The sequence below is a fragment of the Adlercreutzia sp. CNCM I-6216 genome (genome assembly GCF_977113345.1).
Window position 1 is genome coordinate 15063 of record NZ_CDSBIE010000006.1, and the last position, 18813, is coordinate 33875.

General features: G+C 64.3%; 16 protein-coding genes. 4 read left to right on the forward strand and 12 right to left on the reverse strand.

The genetic code is table 11. The features are described 5' to 3' along the window. Positions 1-4 precede the first annotated feature (4 nt). From ACYVRU_RS06870 to coaD, 3 genes are all read right to left on the reverse strand, one after another. Positions 5-967 (reverse strand): electron transfer flavoprotein subunit alpha/FixB family protein, encoded by a 963-nt coding sequence (locus ACYVRU_RS06870; RefSeq protein WP_461185905.1) that lies wholly within the window; start codon positions 965-967, stop codon positions 5-7. Positions 968-1022: 55 nt separating this feature from the next. Beyond that, on the reverse strand, positions 1023-1790 hold the full coding sequence (locus tag ACYVRU_RS06875; RefSeq protein ID WP_461185906.1) for an electron transfer flavoprotein subunit beta/FixA family protein: 768 nt from the start codon (positions 1788-1790) through the stop codon (positions 1023-1025). Between the two features lie 282 nt (positions 1791-2072). Further along, on the reverse strand, positions 2073-2567 hold the full coding sequence (gene coaD / locus ACYVRU_RS06880; protein ID WP_022739795.1) for a pantetheine-phosphate adenylyltransferase: 495 nt from the start codon (positions 2565-2567) through the stop codon (positions 2073-2075). 369 nt (positions 2568-2936) lie between these two features. On the opposite strand from coaD, the gene ACYVRU_RS06885 reads away from it, so the two are divergent. Further along, the gene (locus tag ACYVRU_RS06885) at positions 2937-3710 is read left to right on the forward strand and encodes a phage tail protein (RefSeq protein WP_157011513.1); all 774 of its coding nucleotides are present in this window, start codon (positions 2937-2939) and stop codon (positions 3708-3710) included. Positions 3711-4153: 443 nt separating this feature from the next. Here the strand turns inward: ACYVRU_RS06885 and ACYVRU_RS06890 are convergent, their stop codons facing one another. Both ACYVRU_RS06890 and ACYVRU_RS06895 read right to left on the reverse strand, forming a co-directional pair. After that, a complete protein-coding gene (locus ACYVRU_RS06890) occupies positions 4154-5335 on the reverse strand; it encodes an acyl-CoA dehydrogenase family protein (RefSeq protein ID WP_114539146.1) in 1182 nt (393 codons plus the stop codon). Between the two features lie 117 nt (positions 5336-5452). Then, positions 5453-7534 (reverse strand): oxidoreductase, encoded by a 2082-nt coding sequence (locus tag ACYVRU_RS06895; protein ID WP_302148243.1) that lies wholly within the window; start codon positions 7532-7534, stop codon positions 5453-5455. A 412-nt stretch (positions 7535-7946) separates the two neighbouring features. On the opposite strand from ACYVRU_RS06895, the gene ACYVRU_RS06900 reads away from it, so the two are divergent. Continuing rightward, positions 7947-8600 carry a TetR/AcrR family transcriptional regulator C-terminal domain-containing protein gene (locus ACYVRU_RS06900; RefSeq protein ID WP_114539148.1) on the forward strand — a complete coding sequence of 218 codons (654 nt, stop codon included), beginning with the start codon at positions 7947-7949 and terminating at the stop codon, positions 8598-8600. A 152-nt stretch (positions 8601-8752) separates the two neighbouring features. Further along, positions 8753-9967 carry an acyl-CoA dehydrogenase family protein gene (locus ACYVRU_RS06905; RefSeq protein ID WP_302807976.1) on the forward strand — a complete coding sequence of 405 codons (1215 nt, stop codon included), beginning with the start codon at positions 8753-8755 and terminating at the stop codon, positions 9965-9967. A gap of 93 nt (positions 9968-10060) precedes the next feature. Here the strand turns inward: ACYVRU_RS06905 and ACYVRU_RS06910 are convergent, their stop codons facing one another. The 4 genes from ACYVRU_RS06910 to fixA form a co-directional block, all read right to left on the reverse strand. After that, complete coding sequence (locus tag ACYVRU_RS06910) at positions 10061-10360, reverse strand: ferredoxin family protein (protein ID WP_161127187.1); 300 nt, start codon at positions 10358-10360, stop codon at positions 10061-10063. Continuing rightward, positions 10357-11658, reverse strand: coding sequence for an FAD-dependent oxidoreductase (locus ACYVRU_RS06915; protein ID WP_161127186.1), 1302 nt, complete (start codon positions 11656-11658; stop codon positions 10357-10359). Before ACYVRU_RS06915 ends, ACYVRU_RS06910 begins: the two co-directional genes overlap by 4 nt. A gap of 92 nt (positions 11659-11750) precedes the next feature. After that, positions 11751-12635: an electron transfer flavoprotein subunit alpha/FixB family protein gene (locus ACYVRU_RS06920; RefSeq protein WP_157011509.1), complete on the reverse strand. Its 885-nt coding sequence runs from the start codon at positions 12633-12635 to the stop codon at positions 11751-11753. A gap of 50 nt (positions 12636-12685) precedes the next feature. Next, entirely contained in the window at positions 12686-13441 is a 756-nt protein-coding gene (gene fixA, locus ACYVRU_RS06925) for a putative electron transfer flavoprotein FixA (RefSeq protein ID WP_161127185.1), read from the reverse strand. A 295-nt stretch (positions 13442-13736) separates the two neighbouring features. Between fixA and ACYVRU_RS06930 the strand changes: the two genes are divergently transcribed. After that, positions 13737-14522: an enoyl-CoA hydratase/isomerase family protein gene (locus ACYVRU_RS06930; RefSeq protein WP_157011505.1), complete on the forward strand. Its 786-nt coding sequence runs from the start codon at positions 13737-13739 to the stop codon at positions 14520-14522. Positions 14523-14793: 271 nt separating this feature from the next. Here the strand turns inward: ACYVRU_RS06930 and ACYVRU_RS06935 are convergent, their stop codons facing one another. Genes ACYVRU_RS06935 through caiC form a run of 3 tightly spaced genes read right to left on the reverse strand, consistent with a single transcriptional unit; the run spans position 14794 to position 18717 of the window. Beyond that, positions 14794-16209: an MFS transporter gene (locus tag ACYVRU_RS06935; protein ID WP_157011503.1), complete on the reverse strand. Its 1416-nt coding sequence runs from the start codon at positions 16207-16209 to the stop codon at positions 14794-14796. Between the two features lie 11 nt (positions 16210-16220). Beyond that, entirely contained in the window at positions 16221-17087 is an 867-nt protein-coding gene (locus ACYVRU_RS06940; RefSeq protein WP_157011501.1) for a MaoC/PaaZ C-terminal domain-containing protein, read from the reverse strand. A gap of 31 nt (positions 17088-17118) precedes the next feature. Then, on the reverse strand, positions 17119-18717 hold the full coding sequence (gene caiC, locus ACYVRU_RS06945) for a crotonobetaine/carnitine-CoA ligase (RefSeq protein ID WP_157011499.1): 1599 nt from the start codon (positions 18715-18717) through the stop codon (positions 17119-17121). Positions 18718-18813: the final 96 nt, after the last annotated feature.

Genomic DNA, 18813 nt, shown 5'->3' on the forward strand with positions numbered 1-18813 from the left:
TCCCCTATTTGCGCTCGCGGACGGCGGCCTCCAGCAGCGGCACCGCCTCGAAGAGATCCGCGACGATGCCGTAGTCGGCGCCGGCGAAGATCTCCGCCTCGGGATCCTTGTTGATGGCCACGACGCACTTCGAGGCACCCATGCCGGCCATGTGCTGGATGGAGCCGGAAATGCCGCAGGCGATGTACAGCGAGGGCGCCACGGTCTTGCCCGTCTGGCCCACCTGGTACTGGATGTCGACCCAGCCCTCGTCCACGGCCGGGCGCGAGGCGCCCACGGCGGCCCCCAGGGCATCGGCCAGAGACTCGATGACCGCGAAGCCCTCAGGCCCCTTGCAGCCGCGGCCGCCGGCCACGACGATGTCCGCCTCGGCCAGATCGACACGCTCGGAGGCGGCACGGGCCACGGACTGCACGATGCGGGCGAGGTCGGCTGCGTCAACCGGGGCCGCGACGACCTCGGCGGTGCGGGAGGCGTCGGCCTCGGGCACCGGAAGCGCCTTCGGGCGCACCGTGGCCACCACGGTGGGGGCGGCTGCGGTTGCGCGCTCGATCACCTTGGCGGTGTAGGGCAGGCGCGTGAAGAAGACCTCGTCGCCGGCCTCGATATCCACCACGTCCGAGAACAGCGGCGCATCCAGGGCCTCGGCCAGAAGAGGGGCCGCTACGCGAGATTCGGCGCCGTCGGCGAGCAATACCACGGCCGGGGCGCTCTCGGCGGCCAGCTGGGCCAGCGTGCGGGCCACGGCCTCGGGGGCCGGTGCGGCCTCGCTTTCCACAATCACCACGCGGTCGGCACCCCACGAGGCGAGCGCCTTGGCGTGGCCTGCGGCGGACGCGCCCCACACGATGGCGACCACTTGAGCGGCCGCCTGGTCGGCCAGCGCACGGGCGCCCCCCAGCATCTCGGCATTTACCTGGCGCAGCGCCTCATCGGCGCCGTTGACCCCTACCCACATATCAGCCATGAGAAAACCTTTCTCTCAAATCCTGCGCGAACGTTGGAAGCGAATGAGTGGCGAGCTAGAGAACCTTCGCCTCCTCGGCCAGAAGGCGCACCGTCTCGGCCACGGCCACAGGCGCCTCGCCCGCGACGATGCGGCCGCCGCAGCGGCCCGGCTTCAGCTCCCGGGAGACGACGGTCACCGTTGTCGGTTTGGACGCCGCGGCGAAGTCGGCCACGGTACGCACCTCGGCGCCACGGCGCCGCGCCTGCATGACGTCGCGCACCGAGGGGTAGCGCGGCTCGGCTAGTCCCTGCTGGGCGGCCACGACGGCGGGCAGAGGAAGCCGCGCGGTCTCCACGCCGTCGTCCACCTCGCATTCCGCGACGATAGTGCCGCCTTCCACGGAAAGACCCGTGGCCATGTTCGCCAAAGGGAGCCTCATGATGGCCGCCATGCGCCCCATGACCTGGGCCGCCGCCGTGTCGCCGGACTTCCAGCCGCCCATGACGAGGTCGGCGCCCATCGTGGAGGCCGCCTCGGCGAGCAGGGCCGCGGCCTGGGCGGCGTCGCGGGCCGTCCACTGGTCGTCCTCGATGAGCACGGCCGCATCGGCGCCCATGGCCAGCCCGTGGCGCACGGCGGCCAGGCAGTCCCGAGAGCCAAGCGTCAGCAAGGTAACGGTGCCGCCCAGCTCTTCTTTCAGCTGCACGGCGCGCTCCACGGCGAACTCGCTGTAGGGATCGATGACCATGGTCTGGCCCGTTAGCTCCACCTCTCCGGCCCCGTCAAGCGCTATGACGGCCTCGGTGTCCACCACCTGCTTCACGCAAACGACGATGTTCATCTCATCCCTTTCACCCGTATACGGTCTCTTAAGGGTAATTTTACGGAAGGTTTCCAGGGCGCAACACCACTACTCCCCCGCTTTTGTCCGCACTATACGGACGCATCTTTCAATCTGTCCCAAAATGGACAAAGCCCCGATCGCCCGCAATGGGACAGATCAGGGCTTTCTGGGAGTTATTGGAAGTTCTTATGCCCTTATAAGGGACGTTCTGTCCCTCAGGGCGCGGTTACAGCCCGCAACCAATGGCCGCCAGAGCGCGGCTCGGCCGAGCGACCGGATCTACTGGGCCGCGTGCAGCTCGGCGTAGCGCTTGACGAGGGCCTCGTTCACGCAGGGCGGCACGAACTGGGACACATCCCCGCCGAGAGAGGCGATCTCGCGCACGATGGAAGACGACAGGTACATATGCTGCGGCGTCGACATGATGAAAAGCGTCTCCAGCTCCTTGTCCAGCTGGTAGTTGAGCGCCGTCATCTGGAACTCGTACTCGAAGTCGGTGATGGCGCGCAATCCCTTCACCACGGCCTGGGCGCCCATGCGGCGGGCGAAGTCGACGAGCAGCTCGTCGAAAGGCTCGACGCGCACGTTGGGCAAATCGCGCGTGACCTCCTTCACAAGGGCCACTCGCTCCTCGAGGGAGAAGAGCGGCTTTTTCTTCGCAGAGACAGCCACGGCAACGATGACCTCGTCGACAAGCTGGGCGGCACGGCTGATAACGTCGAGATGTCCGGCGGTGATGGGGTCGAAGGTGCCGGGGGTAAGCGCACGTTTCACGGCGGCTCCCTTTCTCTTAACGGCGGCCGCGCAAGGCGGCTCGAACGACTTGGCTCCGACGCGCGTGGACATCGGATGGTAGCGGCTCCGACGCGCGGGCGCGCCAGATGCTCCTTGGAAGTTTACACGATGCGCAGCGCCTCTTCTCCCAGGATTCGAAAAAGGGCCGGCGCACCGCTCGAGAGCCATTGTAGAAAAGACCGCTGTGGCATTATATAGACATATTCGAAAATCTGTCCCATTAATTCGTCTAAAATACGATCAATCTTACCAATACTTGTCTAATAGCATCCCAATTCATCGGATTTATTGATAGAATAGTCCCAGAGAAGAGATACCACTTGAATCATTGGAAGAATAGAGGCGGCCATGCAAGTACACGTCATCCATGAAATCGACTGCTCCGTCGAGCGGATCGATCCCGCCGTCGTCGAGGCCTTCCTCGACACCGAGCTCTCCGACGATCCCATGCTCGCCGACTCCATCTGCGCCATGGCCGACGCCATGAGCGCCGAGCTGCATCCGCGCGGGGTCTACAAGCTGTTCAACCCCGCCATCTGCACCCTGCCGCCGAAGTACACCGAACCGGCCATCAAGCTCGTGGGCACGCTCGCGGTGCTCTACGGCAGCGCCGCCTACGAGCGCATGAGCGAGGCGGAGCACACGGCCATGGCGGTCTCCACCATCGGCACCGACGAGGAGATCGCCTGCCTTCGCGAGCGCCTCGTGAAAAGCGACATGGACGCTCTGCTCTTCGACGCCTGCCTGGAAGCCATGGCCTCCTTGGCCGCGGACAAGCTCGCCGAGGCCGTCGCCGACGACGCCCACGAGCGCGGCCTGCACCGCGGCAGCACCTTGGAGACCGGCGTCGAGGACTTCCCCCTCACCATGAACACGACGCTCGCCTTCTTCACCCAGACCGAGAAGCGCCTGGGGCTCACCGCCGCCGAGGACGGCACGCCGTCGGATCGCTGGAGCACCTGGGGCGTCATCGGCCTGTACAACGAGACCCAGAAGAAGCGCCGCGGCTGCGCCTACTGCCACAATGTGCGCACCTGCACCATCCGCAAGATCGGCATGACCTGCCACGGCCGCCGCACCCGCAAGAAGGCAAAGCCCACCCCTTCCGCTGACCAGCAGTAATCGACCTCACGAACCTTAAAGGGCACCGACAGGTGCCCTTTTTCTGCATCTCATTTCACTGGTTCAAAGCACTCGGGATGCTGCTCGCCGCCCTCTGCGCGCGCTCCGGAAGGTGCTGATCGACGACCTCTGCGCGCCTCCAGGAGACGTCGCTCACCGCCCCCTGCGCGCTCCGGAAGGTGCTGCTCGCCGACCTCTGCGCGCCCTCCGGAGAACGCGGCCGTTAAGAAATAGCTTCCACTTCAGCAGCAACGATGCCGGGACGGTACCGACTGATGTGCGTCATCTTCGCTATTTCTTTTGCCGCGTTCGCAGGAGGAAAAAGCGCGCAGCGGGCGGCGAGCAGCACCTTCCGGAGCGCTTCCCCCAGGTCGATTCCAAGCACAAGAAAAGGGACCCGCTTGCGCAGGCCCCTTCCATCAAAGCTGTATCGCCGTCGCGATTTAGATGGTCCAGAGGTAATCCGGATCCTCGGCAGCCTTGGCGTACTCCTTGAGGATGCCGCGGCCGGAGATGTGCACCATGATTTCAACGGTGCCGCCACCGATCTGGAAGCCGCGGCAGTCGAGCATGAGGCGGGAGACGCGGGTCTCGTCGGTGAAGCCGAGGCCGCCCATGAGCTGCAGGGCGCGGGAGCAGCAGTCGGTGAGCGCCGGGGCGCCGTAGCGCTTCAGCATGGCGGCGTCGTTGTTCACCGGAATGCCGTTGTCCATCTTCCAGCAGGTGCGGTACAGGAAGTTACGGGTGTTGGTGAGCTCGATCTGCATCTCGACGATGTGCTCCTGCACGAGCTGGAAGGTCTTGATGCCCTTGCCGAACTGCTGGCGCTCGTTGGTCCAGGCGCAGGCGTCGTCCATGGCGGCCTGGGCCTCGCCGAGCAGCTCCGCCAGAAGCACGCAGCGCTCCCACTCGAAGTTCTTCATGAGCTGCAGGAAGCCCTTGCCCTCGATGCCGAGCAGCGCGGACTCGTCAACCACGACGTCGTCGAAGATGACCTTGGAGAAGGGCATGATCTGCATGCCGATCTTGTTCAAGGGCTCGATGGTCACGCCCTTGGCGTTAGCCGGCACGAGGTACATGGACATCTGCTTGTTCTCGGGAGAGGGATCCTCGTTCTTGCACACCACGATGAAGCCGTCGGAGTTCTCGCCGGAGGTCACCCAGGTCTTGGTGCCGTTGATGTGGATCTTGCCGTCCTTCTTGGTGGCCGTCGTCGTCATGTACTGGTTGGCGGAGCCGGCCTCGGGCTCAGAGATGGCCAGGCAGTACGGCGGGTAGCCGTTCTCCTTGTAGTAGTCCACGGCGTACTGGATCTGCTCGGGGGTGCCGAACTCGACCATGTCGAACATGATGAGCAGGTTGGGAGCCATGGGGATGTTGCCGCCGCAGTGGTTCAGCTCTTCGATGATCATGGCCATGGTCTGATGGTCGACGGGCTTTCCACCGTACTCCTCGGGCAGGCCGTACATTCCCCAACCGTCGTCGACCCACGCCTTGGCGATCTCGGGGGCGATGCCGCGGTTCTTATAGCCGGCGGCGATGGCCTCCTCGGTCAGGTGCTTCTTGCCCCACTCGCGGATGCCGCGCTTGATCTCGAGCTGCTGCTGGGAATAGCTGAAATCCATTTCTTCCTCCTTTAAGGAACGTTGCCTTTATTCAAAACGCCTGCGCGTTTGAACCAAATTGAGAGAGCGGGCGCCGCGCCGTTTCAACCCAGCGCCCGCAACCGGGGATAAGCCCGTTTAGATGGCCATGGAGGCCTGGTAGCCGCCCTTGACGGCCTCGAGGGTGCGGTACACCTTACCGTCGGGGGTGGTGGCGTCGCCGATGAGCTTCGCGTGCGGCCACACCTTCACGATCTCGTCGTACAGGTCGGTGTTCTGCTCCACGCCGAGGGAGGTCAGCACGGTGTCGCACTCGATGAGCTGCTCCTCGCCGGTCTCGACGTTCTTCACCTTGGCGCCCTTCTTGGTCACCTCGATGAGCTCGGTCAAGGGCATCAGGTGCACGCCCTTCTTCTTGAGCAGGTTGATGGTGGGGTTCTTGTCGATGATGCCGATGCCGTTGCCGAGCTTCTTGGCCGGATCGATCACCCAGATCTCGCGGCCGTCGCACATGGCCTCGGCCACTTCCAGGCCGGCGAAGCCGCCGCCCACGACCACCACGCGCTTGCCCACGATGGCGGTCGGGCCGCTCTTCATGTTCAGGCCCATGCGCATGAACCCGACGGTGCCGCCCTGGGCCTTGATGGCCGCCACGGCCGCCTTCCAGATCATGCCCTTGCCCTCGGGGACGATGCCGTTGCACATGGCCTTGATGTCCTCGGACTTCACGACGTTCTTGCCATCGATGCCGGGCACGTCGATGGGGATGATGCCGCCGCCGGGCGAGACGATGACCTGGTCGGGGTTCAGGGCGCGCAGGGTGTCCACGTCGACCTTGGTGTTCAGCTTGATCTCGATGTTGGGATGAAGCTTCATCTCCTCGTTCCAGTAGGAGACCAAAGGCTCAATGTTGGCATTGAGCACCTGGGCCATGGTCAGCAGGCCGGCGAGCTTGTCGGACTTCTCAAGCACGGTCACCTTGTGCCCGCGCTCGGCCGCCACGCGGGCCGCCTCCAGGCCGCCCGGGCCCGCGCCCACGACGGCGACGTGCTGCTTCTCGGTGGCGGGCTTGTCCTGGGGCAGGCCCACTTCCACGCCCTCCCACACGTTCGCGTTCACCGAGCACTGGCAGGGCTTGCCGATGAAGATGTTGTCCAGGCAGCGGGAGCACACGATGCAGGGACGCACCTGCTCCGGACGGCCCTCCTCCACCTTGCGGGCGGTGTCGGGATCGGCGATGAACTGGCGCGCCATGCCGACCGCGTCGCCGTAGCCCTCGGTGACGACCTTCTCGCACATATCGAGCGTGTTGATGCGGGTGCCGGGGAAGACAGGCTTGCTGGTCACGGTCTTCACCTGCTTCGCGAGGTCGATGAACTCGCCCTCGGGCACGATCTGGTTGGCCACGGGGCGGGGCGCCTCGTGGAAGCCGGCCTGCACGGACCAGGCGTCAACGCCGTGGGCCTCGATGATCGGGATGAGCTCGAGGGTGTCGGCGATGCGGTTGCCGTCGGGCATGAGGTCGTCGGCGGAGATGCGCACGAGAATCGGCATGTCGTCGCCGCAGGTCTTGTGAATCTCGTCGATGATCTCGCAGAGGAAGCGGGCGCGGTTCTCGGCCGATCCGCCGTACTCGTCGGTGCGGTGGTTGGAGTACTTGGAAAGGAAGCGCATCACCATGTAGCCGATGCCCGCGTGGATCTCGATGATGTCGATGCCGGCATCCTTGCAGCGGCGGGCGGCCTGGCCGTACTGCTTGACGACCTCGGCGATCTCCTCTTTGGTGTACTCGCGCTCGGGCATGCCCACGAACGGGCCGGAGGGCACGTCCTTGGAAGGAGCGTAGGACAAAAGCGGATCATCGCCAGAGGCGCGCCACTCGTAGCACAGCTGCAGCTGGGCGGCCACCTTGGATCCGTGCTTGTGGCACACCTCGGCGATGCGCTGGAAGCCGGGGATGAACTCATCGTCCCAGCATCCGCAGGCGCCGGTGGTCGTGTGGTACTTCGGCTCGGTGCCGAAGCAGTCGCACACATAGCACGACCCGATCTCGATCAGGCCGGCATGGCCCTTTGCGCGCTGCTCGTAAAAGTCCACCAAGTCATCGGTCACGTGGTAGTTGTCCACCTTCTCGATGGTCATCGGCAGCATCACGAAACGGTTGCGCAGCTCGACATTGCCGATCTTAAACGGCTCCACCAGTTTCTGGTACTTCGCCACGGCTAAACTCCTTTCAATTACTTCCCCACAGGTTTCAAAGGTATTAGGTATGATTTCAAGCTTTTGACCATGTTGCCTTCTCATGATCCTTGTATTTGGAAATCTCTACCCAATTTGACTTGCTTTGTCCGCCTTTTGAGATGCCGACCGAGCTGAAGTCTCCTCGTGACTCTTATTCTACGGAGATTGTTTTGCTTTACGATGGACAGATTTATCTATCTGTGTAGTACTTCATAGGCAAATCTTCATCATCCATAGGCATTTGCCGCATAAGTGGCCGTTTTGACCCCGTTAAATAGGCGCAACTAACCGAGTCATCGGCATTTCCATTGCACATTTTGATTTATCTGTCCCATATTTCTTCGAAAGATCCTATAATGAGCGCAACGGAAGAGAATCGAAGGAGGAACCCATGAACGCGCTTTCCACCATGTTGCTCATCTCCGACGCCTTCGTGGAGCTGTGCGACGAGATGCCCCTGCGCAAGGTGTCCATCAGCGATATCGTCGAGCGCACGGGGAAGAACCGCAAGACCTTCTACTACCACTTCGAGAACAAGGACCGCCTCATCATCTGGATCTTCCGCTACGACATGGGCCAGTGCCTAAAGCAGCACTTCTCCGAGTCGGTGCTCCTCTACGACGATAACCCGGAGGATCCCACCTCGCGATTCCCCTACTATATTACCCAGAAGTCCGGCGTGCGCTCGCTCGACCACGCAGAGTTCTTCCAGTGCTTCGCTGAGGTGCTGGAGGGGCGCCGCAACTTCTACCGCCAGGCGCTCGTGGACAACGGCCCCTACTCGCTGCGCAACTACCTGTACGCGCTGTACCTTGAGGCCATGAAGCGGGACATCGACATCATTTTGTCCAACCGCTACCTGCCGAAGGACAACATCGACTTTCTGGCCGAGTTCTACACCTGTGCCTTCCTCTACTACTACATCCGCCGCTGCGACGCCCGCGGCGTCGAGTCCATCGGCGGCCAGGCGGGACCTTTCGCCAACATCATCCACAGCTCCCTTGAAAACGAGATCAAGGAAGCCCAGATGCGGCGCAATTTGTAGAAGTAGGCCCCTTCCATAGCTTTTGCCTATTTTCCATTGGAAATTTTCGGGCGGTTTCTATTGGACGAACCTCAAGATGGGCTGTCAAACTGTTCATCAGGGTATACGCGCCCGCGCGCGACGGCGCGGGCACACGATTACGAGGAGGCTTTATGGGCAAGCTGACCGACGAGGAGTTCCGTGATTTCCTGAAGACCTGCCGCGAGCTGGCGGAAGGCCCCTTCGAGGAGATGCAGCGCGAGGTGGAGGTCACCAACAAGTTCCCGCAGGAGTTCATCGACCTGGCCCGCGAGAACAACCTGTACCGCTACGCGCTGCCCGAGGAGTACGGCGGATGGGGCTTCACCGAGAAGGAGATCCTGCAGGTGCAGGAGGAGTTCTCCCGGGGCCCGGGCGGCATGCGCATGCACCTGCACTACGCCGCCGACCTGAACTGGCGCATCCTGGACGACTACGGTTGCGACGAGCTGAAGGCCGCCTACATGGACAAGTTCGCCGACAAGACCATCTTCACCTGCTTCGCGCTCACCGAGCAGACCGGCGGCACCGGCGCCGACGTGCACACCACGGCCACCAAGGACGCCGAGGGCAACTATATCTTAAACGGCGAGAAATGGCTCATCTCCCACACCGACGTAGCCCAGTTCGCCTACGTCATCGCCGTGACCGACCCGGACAAGGAGGGCGACGAGCGCCTCTCCGCCTTCTTCGTGCCCATGGATGCCGAGGGCTTCGAGCTCGTGGAGATGCCGCACATGATGGGCTGTCGCGGCGCGGGGCACGCCGGCTTCAAGATGACCGATGTGAAGCTCGAGCCGAAGTACCTGCTCGGCAAGGAAGGCCAGGGCATGGAAGTGGCCATGCACTCGCTGGCCATCTCCCGCGTGCACATCGCCGACTCGAACCTCGGCATGTGCCAGCGCATGCTGGAGATGTCGCTGGCCCGAGCCCGCGACCGCGTGACCTTCGGCAAGACCATCAACACGCGCCAGGCCATCAAGATGAAGCTGGCCGATATGGCCACGGCGACCCACGCCCTGCGCTGCATGATCATCGACTTCGCCGAGGACTACGACCGCGACCCGCACAACCCCTACATCGCCGAGAAGGCGGCCATGTGCAAGCTGTTCTCCATCGAGGCGGTGAAGAAGGTCTCCGACGAGATGCTGGAGATCTTCGGCGGCGACGGCTATTTCGAGGACAGCCCTTACGGCCCCACCGAGCGCCTCTACCGCGACTGCCGAGCGCTGTGGCTGGAGGAGGGCTCCCCCACCATCCAGCGCATCACTATCGCCCGCGAGCTGGAGCGCCACGACGGCGTCGTGGAATACCCCGCCCTCGACTGGATCGCCGGTACCGACCTGTAGGCACCGATCGGCAGCCACCCCCTCACGAGTAAGGCCCTGCGACGCAAATCGCAGGGCCTTTTTATGCACGGCTTTTCCGCAGACAGGTGCAGCCTACCCGAAGCGGTACTCCACGCCCATGGTGGGCTGGGGGTTCTCCCACTTCCTCACGATGGTGCCCTCGCAAGCGATGCGGCAGGTGCCGCACTCCAGGCAGCCGGCGTAGTCGAAGCTCGTCGCGCCGTCCTCGTCGATCTTGTAGAGGGCCGCGGGGCATACCCGCACGAGCTTCTTGAACTCCTCGATGTCCGGATCCTCCACAAGCTCGATGTGGGCGCTCTCCTCGTCCACCTCGTACTTGTTCACGGCGATCAGCTCGTCAACGTTCACGGTAATCGGTGCGATCTGGCTCACAGCGCGCTCACCGCCTTCCTCACCTCGTTGGCGGTCTTGAAAAGCCCGCGCTTCTTGATAATGGGCATGATGCGGCGGCGCAGGGGCTCCTGCGGGCGCCCGTCCACGCTGAACATGGCGTTGAACACCTCCGCCGCCATGGTCGGGTAGTCGTTGAACATCGCGTCCCACTCCTCCATGACGTGGGGCCACTTGCGGAAGGTCTTAAGGTCCTTGATGACGAAGGAGTCCTCCATGCGGCGCGCATATCCGGAAAGCCCCGCCGCGCTCGCATCTCCCGCGTCGATGGCCTCGACGGCCGCCTCGGCGGCCATGCGCCCGCTCGCCACGGCGAAGTCCATGCCGCGCACCTGATAGCCCATGTTCATGCAGAGGCCGGCTGCCTCGCCGGCCAGAAGCGCCCCGTCGAACACGTACTGGGGTACCATGTCGTAGCCGCCCTCGGGCACCATGTGCCCGGAGTGCTCGACCATCTTGGCTCCCCGGATGATGGGCGCCACCGCCGGATGGCCCTTGAAGTCCTCAAGCATCTGGTAGACCGGCGTGTCGTTTCCGCCGCCGGCCGCCGTGGAGATGGTGGCCACGAGTCCCAGCGAGATGGAGTCCCTGTTGGTGTACAAAAAGCCGCCGCCCACCTTGCCGTGGGTGCAGTCGCCGACGAACAGCATCGCGGCGCCCTCGCCCTCGGGCAGAAGGAACCGGTCCTCGATCACGCCCGCGGGCAGCTCGAACACCTCCTTGATGCCGACGGCCATCTGGCAGGGCGCGGGCCGCGCGTTCCCGAGGCAGCGCTCGGACAGAAGCGTGTTTGTGCCCTCGGCCACGATGACGACCTGAGATGTGATCTCGTCCTCGCCGGCGCGGATGCCGACGACTTTGCCGGACTCGTCCTTCAAAAGCTCCTCCACGGCGATGCCGCAGATGTACTCGGCGCCGGCGCCCTCGGCCTTCTCGGCCAACCACTGGTCGAAGGGGCCTCGCAGCACTGAGTAGGAGTCCTTGCCCTCCTCGGCGAGCACGGGGCTCGTGAAGTCGATGGTCATCTCGGAGTCGCTGTTCAGCATGGCGATCCGCTCGTGGGTGATCTTGCGCTCCAGGGGCGCCTCGGACTCGAAGTCCGGGAACACCTCCTTCAGCGAGTGGCTGTAGATGCGCCCGCCGGTCATGTTCTTGGCGCCGGCGTAGTTGCCGCGCTCCACCACGAGCACGCTCTTGCCGGCCGAGGCCGCCACGTAGGCCGCCACCGCGCCCGCGCACCCGCTGCCGACAACAATGATGTCGAAATCTGCGTCAGACACGCTTCTCTCCTTTCAGATTCACGCTCGATCCCAAGGGCGGGAGGCCGGCGACCATGGCCGCGTCGGCGCCTCCCGCCCTCAATCGAGAAGGCCTACAGGGCCGCCGTCAGGGCCGGCAGCACATCTTTGATGTCGCCCACCAGACCGTAGTCGCACTGCTTGAAGACGGGGGCGTTCTTGTCCTTGTTGATGGCGAACACAGCTCCGGAGCGGTTGCAGCCCACCATGTGCTGCATCTGGCCGGAAATACCGCAGGCCACATACACCTTCGGCGTGAGCGTGAGGCCGGAGACGCCCACGTAGGTGCTCTGGGGCATCCAGTCGACGCCCTCGGTCAAGGGACGGGAGCAGGCCAGACCGCCGTCGATCTTGTCGGCCAGCGCGCGGGCCAAGTCGAGCTCGGACTCCTCGGCGAACCCGCGGCCGCAGGCCACGACGGCCTCGGCCTTGAACAGATCGGCGCCGCCCTTCTCGCGCTCGCGGGAGGACACCAGGCGCAGCGAACGGGCCGGCGCGATCCAGGCCACGGTCTCGGCCACGGCGCTGCCCGCAGGCTCGGCGTCGGCGAAGGTGCCAGGGGCCACCGTGTAGAAGGCCACATCTCCCGTGGCCTTGCGCACGCGCTCGCCCACGCCGCCGAAGTAGAGGCTCAGAGCGCCCCCGTCCTCGAAAGCCGTCACATCGGTGATGGCGGCGGCCCCCGCAGCAGCGGCCAAACGTCCCAGCACCGACTTCACATGGCGGGTCGGCTCGGCGAGCACCACAGCGGGCTGCTCTTTCTCGTAGACGGACTGAATGGTGAGGTAGGCATCGTCGGCCACGGCGCCCTCGGGCACCTCAACGATATAGGCGGCATCGGCGACGTTCTCCGGAGCCTCGCCGAAGGCTACGAGCGCCACCTCGTCGGCAAGAGTGCGGGCGCCGGCTGCCAGCTCGCGGGCGGCCTCGGGATGCTCGGCAATAACCAGTGCTTTCATGTTCATGTCTCCTTATCGGGTCGTGGAATTCGAAACGTGGGGAGGGACGCCTACAGGGCCGCCTTGAGCGCCGCGGCAAACGCCTCGATGGCGCCGTCGGCCGAAGCGTCAGCCACATTGCAGGCGCGCTCGGCGGCCTCGGGAGCCGCACAGGAGACGACCTCGACGGCGCTCACGGGAGCTACGGGAGCGCCCTTCACATCCATGGGCTTCTTGCCAGCCGCCAGAATGTCCTTCATGCCGGGGATGCGCGGCGTGGCGACATCGGGCGTCACGGCGATGACGGCCGGCAGCGGAACCTCCACTTCCTCCACCACGTCCTCGAGCGTGCGCTCGACGACCATCGAGTCGCCCTCGGCCTTGATGGCCGTCACCGCGTTCACGGAAGGAACTCCAAGACGGGCGGCCAGCTGCACATCGACCTGCTGGGCGTATTCATCGGCAGAGCCGTCGCCGCACAGGATGAGATCGAAGCCCCCCTCGCCCACGATCGCGGCCAGCTCCTCGGCCGTGCCGGCGGTATCGAGAGCGGCCAGCGCGTCGTCGGCGACCATGACCAGATCGTCGACCCCGCGGGCGAGCACGTTCTTCTTCAGCTTGGAGTCGTCGATGGAGGCCGCCCCCACCGTCACGGCGGTCACCGTGGAGCCGGGGTTGGCAGCAGCCAGCTGGGCCGCCGCCTCAAGCGCGTTCAAGTCGTAGGTCGACACCGTCCCCTTCGCCTTGGAGAAGTCCAGGGTGCCATCGGAGGCCACCTGGATGTCCTGATCGTCGGGAACCACCTTGAATGCCACTGCGATCTTCACTTCTGCACCTTTCTCTTCAAGAACTTCTCTCACGTATCGGTTCGTTTCAAGCGGAGCGCCTCGCTGCAGCCGATAGCGCTCCGTTGGTGCCATAGTGCCGCGGCTCGCTTTGGCCGTCATCGCCAAAACCCCGTGAAAGCATCGTTACTCAAAATGTAGTGATGCCCCTTAAGCTGGGTATTCCCCATATACCGCGCCCCTTGCGATGCCCTCGAAAGCCGCCCCGCCTACCATAGATTTCGATGCGAGGGACGCATCATCTGGCAATCAGTTCTCAAGAATCTAGGAGGAACCAATGGCTGACTACTTTGGCACCGACACCGTCGTATCCGAGCTGCGCGATGACGGCTTGCTCATCATCCGCATCAACCGCCCCGAGGTGGCCAACGCCCTGAACGGGGTGACCTCCGCGGCCATGGAGAACATCATGAACCACGCCGAGACCGACAAGGCGGTGCGCGCCATCGTCGTGACCGGCACTGGCAAGGTGTTCTGCGCCGGCGAGGATCTCTCCGAGCTCTCCGAGGGCGGCGAATGCCAGACGGTCACCGAGCACGGCTTCGGCGGCCTCACTGCGCGCTTGTGCTCCAAGCCGGTCATCTGCGCCTGCAACGGCTCGGCGGCCGGCGGCGGCATGGAGATCGCGCTTTCCTGCGACATGGTGGTAGCCGCCGAGAACGCGAAGTTCGGCTGCACCGAGGTGGGACTCGGCATCATCGCCTCCACCGGCGGCATCGTGCGCCTCGCCCGCGACATCAACCGCAAGGACTGCATGGAGCTTCTGCTCACCGGCAAGAAGATCAAGGCCCCCGAGGCTAAGGCGCTCGGCCTCATCAACTACGTGGTGCCCGCCGAAGAGGTGCTCGACCGCGCCATCGAGCTGGCCGAGGAGTGCCTGAAGAACGCGCCTCTGGCCCTGAAGTGGACGAAGTTCATCGTGCATGCCGCCGACCAGATGTCCGAGGAGGACGCCATGCGCTTCTCCGATGCGGCCTACCGCTTCCTGGAGAAGACCGAGGACGGCATCGAGGGCCCGGCCGCCTTCGTCGAAAAGCGCGCTCCCCACTGGACCGGTCGCTAGGCGAACTGCCCCATAGGCGTTCAGCACATGAAGAGCCCGCCACCGAGGCGGGCTCTTCTGCCGCTTAGAGGCTGGCGCTCCTTGCTTCCCAGACTACGCATCCCAAGCCCTCTCTCGAATCCGTGCGGCAAGATCGCCATGCACCAAGGGGGTCTCCCCCCCTGCTGCCGAAGCCCCGCATAAGCAGGAAGAGCCCATCACTCAGAGGGGCTCTTCCATTCTCGAAATTTAAGATCTTCTGCCGATAGCTGGAACCCTGAGAACCAACGCTCTATCTATCGTCGATGCCGCTCGTCTCGGCGAGGGACTTGCCCCGGGTCTCGGGCGCCAAGAAGTACGACAGAACGAGCCCGAGCAGCACGAGCCCCGCCGCCACGAGCATCACCGGTCCCACGCCCCAGGCATCTAAGGCGAGAGGCGTCCCGTAGGTGGCCGCGATGGTGCCGATGCGCGAGAAGCCGATGGCGATGCCGACGGCCGTCGCGCGCACCTCGGTGGGAAAGAGCTCGTTGGGGTACAGCCACTGCAGGATGCCCGGGCCGCCACTGAAAAACGCGTAAAGCCCGAATGCGAGAATGATCACCGTCACCGGCGCCGTGGGCCACAGCCCCAGCACGAGCAGACCCGCCGCCATGAGCGCGAAGCTCATGAGCAGCAAGGGGCGCCGCCCCATGGAATTCAGCCAGAACATGGCCGGAATGCTTCCCACCAGGAAGAACAGGCTCACAGCGCTCTCGCCCAGAATGGCCTCATGGCCCTCCCCCAACCCGAAGGCGGTCATGATCTCGGGACCGAAGGTGTAGATGGCGTACATGGGCACCACCTGGCACAGGATGAACACCCCGAGGAAGATCATGCGCTTGAGGTACTCGCCATGCAAAAGCGTCGCCAGCGGCGTCTTGTCCGTCGGCTTTACGGGCGCAAGCTCCACATCGGGGCCGAACACGCGATCCATCACGGCCCGCGCCTCGGCATGGCGCCCCTTGCTCGCCAGCCACAAGGGGGACTCGGGAATATCGTGCCGTCCTACGAGGAGAACCACGCAGGGCACCACGGCGCTGCCGAGCATCCATTTCCAGCCGTCCTCCACGCCGTAGAGCCCGTAGCCCACCACGGCGGCCACGGTGGCGCCCAGATACCACGCCGCCGACACCATTCCCATGGAGATCGACCGATGCTCCTTGGGCGTGAACTCGGCGATGAGCGACGTGGCGATGGGATAGTCGGCGCCGACGAACACGCCGATGAAGAACCGGGCGGCCACGAGCTGCCAGGCCTCGGCAACGAATACGCTCAGAAGCGAGAACAGCCCGATCGCCACCAAATCGATGATGAACATCTTCTTGCGACCGATGGCGTCGGTAAGGTAGCCCCCCGTGATGGTTCCCACGAAGATGCCGACGAGCACCGACGCGCCTATGGCCGCGCTCCAGACATCGGTCAGCCCGAAAGCCGGCACGATCTGGGTGAGCGCCACGCCGATGAGCGACAGCACGTAGCCGTCGAGGAAGGAGCCGCCCGACGAGAAGAACGTGATCTTGCGCAGAAACGGCGTCATGGCCACATCGTCCATGGTCCTTTTCGCCGTTTGACGCACCTTGCGGGCCATATCTCCGCTGATCTCCTTCGCCGCAGCGGTTGCCGGCGGGCTCGCCACCTGAGTCATCGCCTTCACATCGCTCGCCATGGCGCGCCCCCCTATTCCCACTCGGCGAGGCAGAAGTTCAGAAACGGCCGGGCCGCCCCATCGTCCGCGTCCACCACGCGGAAGCGGGCCTCGCCCTCGCCCATCTTCCACACCTGGGTGCAAAGGCGCGTGCCCGGCAGCACCGGAGAAGTGAAGCGGCACTTGAAGCGGCGCAGGCGCTCGGGCTGCCCGGGGATGAGCAGCGCGATGAGGTGGCGCATGGCGATGCCGGCCGTGCAGACACCGTGGTTGATGGGGCGCGCCAGCCCGGTCTGCTCGGTGTAGGCCCAATCGATGTGCTGCTGGTGCCAGTCGCCCATGAGCCGGTAGATGAGGGGCCACTGATAGCCGCACACCTCCTCGTAGGCGAGATCCGGCTCGCGGTCGGGATACTCGACGACGTCCTTCGGGGGCCTCTCGCCGCCAAAGCCGCCGTCGTAGATGCAGCAGTCGTAGGTCTCCACGGTGCACAGATGCACGCCGTCGGCGGAATAGGACTTCCCCACCTGTTTGGAGAGCGACCCGCGGCCCTCCCCGCGATCCCAGATGGCCTCCTGCACGACATAGGTCTCCACATGATCGTTCATCTTAAAGGGCGCATGGAAGTGAGCATCGATGCCGTAGTGCAGCGATCCGCTGTAGTCGAAGCCGTAGTCCAGCGTGGTCGTCACCTCCTCGTTCACCGTCAGCGGCACGCCGAAGATGGGCAGCACCTTGAGCCGCGGGTTCTCGGCATCGTGCTCGTTCACGTACTCCAGATCGGTCTTTCCGTCCCAGTCGGCGCCGCAGCCGAGCGCGCAGATCTCCAAGTCCTTGAAGGTGTAGTCCCGAACGAACGGGCCGAACGTCCTGCCGACGATTTCCGTTGAGATGGCCATGCTGTATCCTCCTCGTTAATGGGCTTCATATCTAATCAAGGGAGCAGAGCAGCTTCTTCTCCACTTTTCCGACGCTCGTATGGGGCAGCTCGTCCACGATCTCCATCAAGGTCGGCACTTTGAAATCGGCTAAGCGGCAAGCGGCGAAGCGCGTGATCTCCTCGACGGTGGCCGCCTGTCCCTGCACCAGCACGACAAAGGCCTTCACCGCCTGGTCGCGCACCGGGTCGTCCACGCCGATGACGGCGCATTCGGCTACGGCCGGGTGCATCAAGAGCGCGTCTTCCACCTCGGTGGCCGACACGTTCTCACCGCCTCGCTTGATCATGTTGCATTTTCGATCGACGAAATAGAACCAGCCTTCCTCATCGCGGTAGCCTTTGTCGCCGCTGAGGTACCAGCCCTCCCCATTCACGGTTCTCGCCGTGGCCTCGGGATCGTCGTAGTAGCCCTTCATGAGACTGATGCCGGGAATACCCCTCACGGCGATCTCCCCTACCGTCCCCGGCGGCACCGCCCGTCCCGTCTCGTCCAGGATCTCCGCCTCGTAGCCAAGGCCCGGCCGCCCCACGCTCGGCCAACGGCGCGGGCCATAGGGCAAGTCGGTGAGCGCCCAGCAGATGGACTCCGTCGCGCCGTAGCAGTTCTGCAAACGCACGGAGAAGCGGCGCTCGAAGGCCTCCTTCTCCTCATCGGTGATGGGTAGGTAGTACTGCACCGACCGGACGCAGTGCTCTCGCTCGGCGGCGTCGCACGGCTGCATCATGAGGGTGCGGGCCATCATCGCCACGAGCTGGATGGCCGTGGCTCCATGCTCGCGCACCTGGCGCCAGAAGTTGCGCGCGCTGTACTTCTCCAGCACGACGAGGCTGGCGCCCGCCGCGAGCACGGGCATGAGGGCCGCCAGCTGGAAGTTCGAGTGGAAGGCGGGCATGGTGGTAAGCATGCGGTCCTCAGGCCCCAAGGCGCACTGCCAATCGCCGTAGTGGCCGGCGAAGAGCATGTTCGCATGGGTGATCTCCACACCCTTGGGGCACGAGGTGGTGCCGGAGGTGAAGATGATCATGGCCGTGTCCTGGCCGTCCAGATCGCACCGCTCGTCCAGCACGTCAGCGCACGCATCTACCCCGGCGTCGAAGTCCACGGCACCGGCGACGAGCCCCTCCCCACCGCTGTGGCAGACGAACACGCGCTCCATAGGATAGACGCGCCTCTTTCCACAGGTGTTGTTCGGGCACGGGGGCATGGCGTCGGCGAAATAGTAGCCCTGGCAATCCGGCTCGCAGATGACGGTGCGGATGGCGCAGCGGTCGAACTGGAAGGCGCACTCGCCGAAGACGAGCTGCATGTTGATGGGCACCGCCACTGCCCCGATCTTCGCCAAGGCGAAGGTGGCCGACACGTACTCTGGCGAGTTGTACAGCTGGATGGCCACGTTGTCGCCTTTTTTCACCCCGGCCAACCGCAGGAAGTTCGCCGTGCGGTTCACCAAGCGGTCGAATTCGCCGTAGGTGAACGAGCAGCGGTGGCCGGCCCGATCCTCGCAGGTCAGAAAAAGATGATCGCCGCGGCTTGCGGACAGCTCGTTCCACAAATCGCGGAGATTCTCATTGCCTACGACGGTCGCCATGGCGTTCGTTCCTTCCCTCGAACTTGTCAGTGGGAGGAAGGCCCGCCCTTCCCCAGCGGGCCTTCCCTGCGCATAGTTGGCGCGATGCGCTCGCGC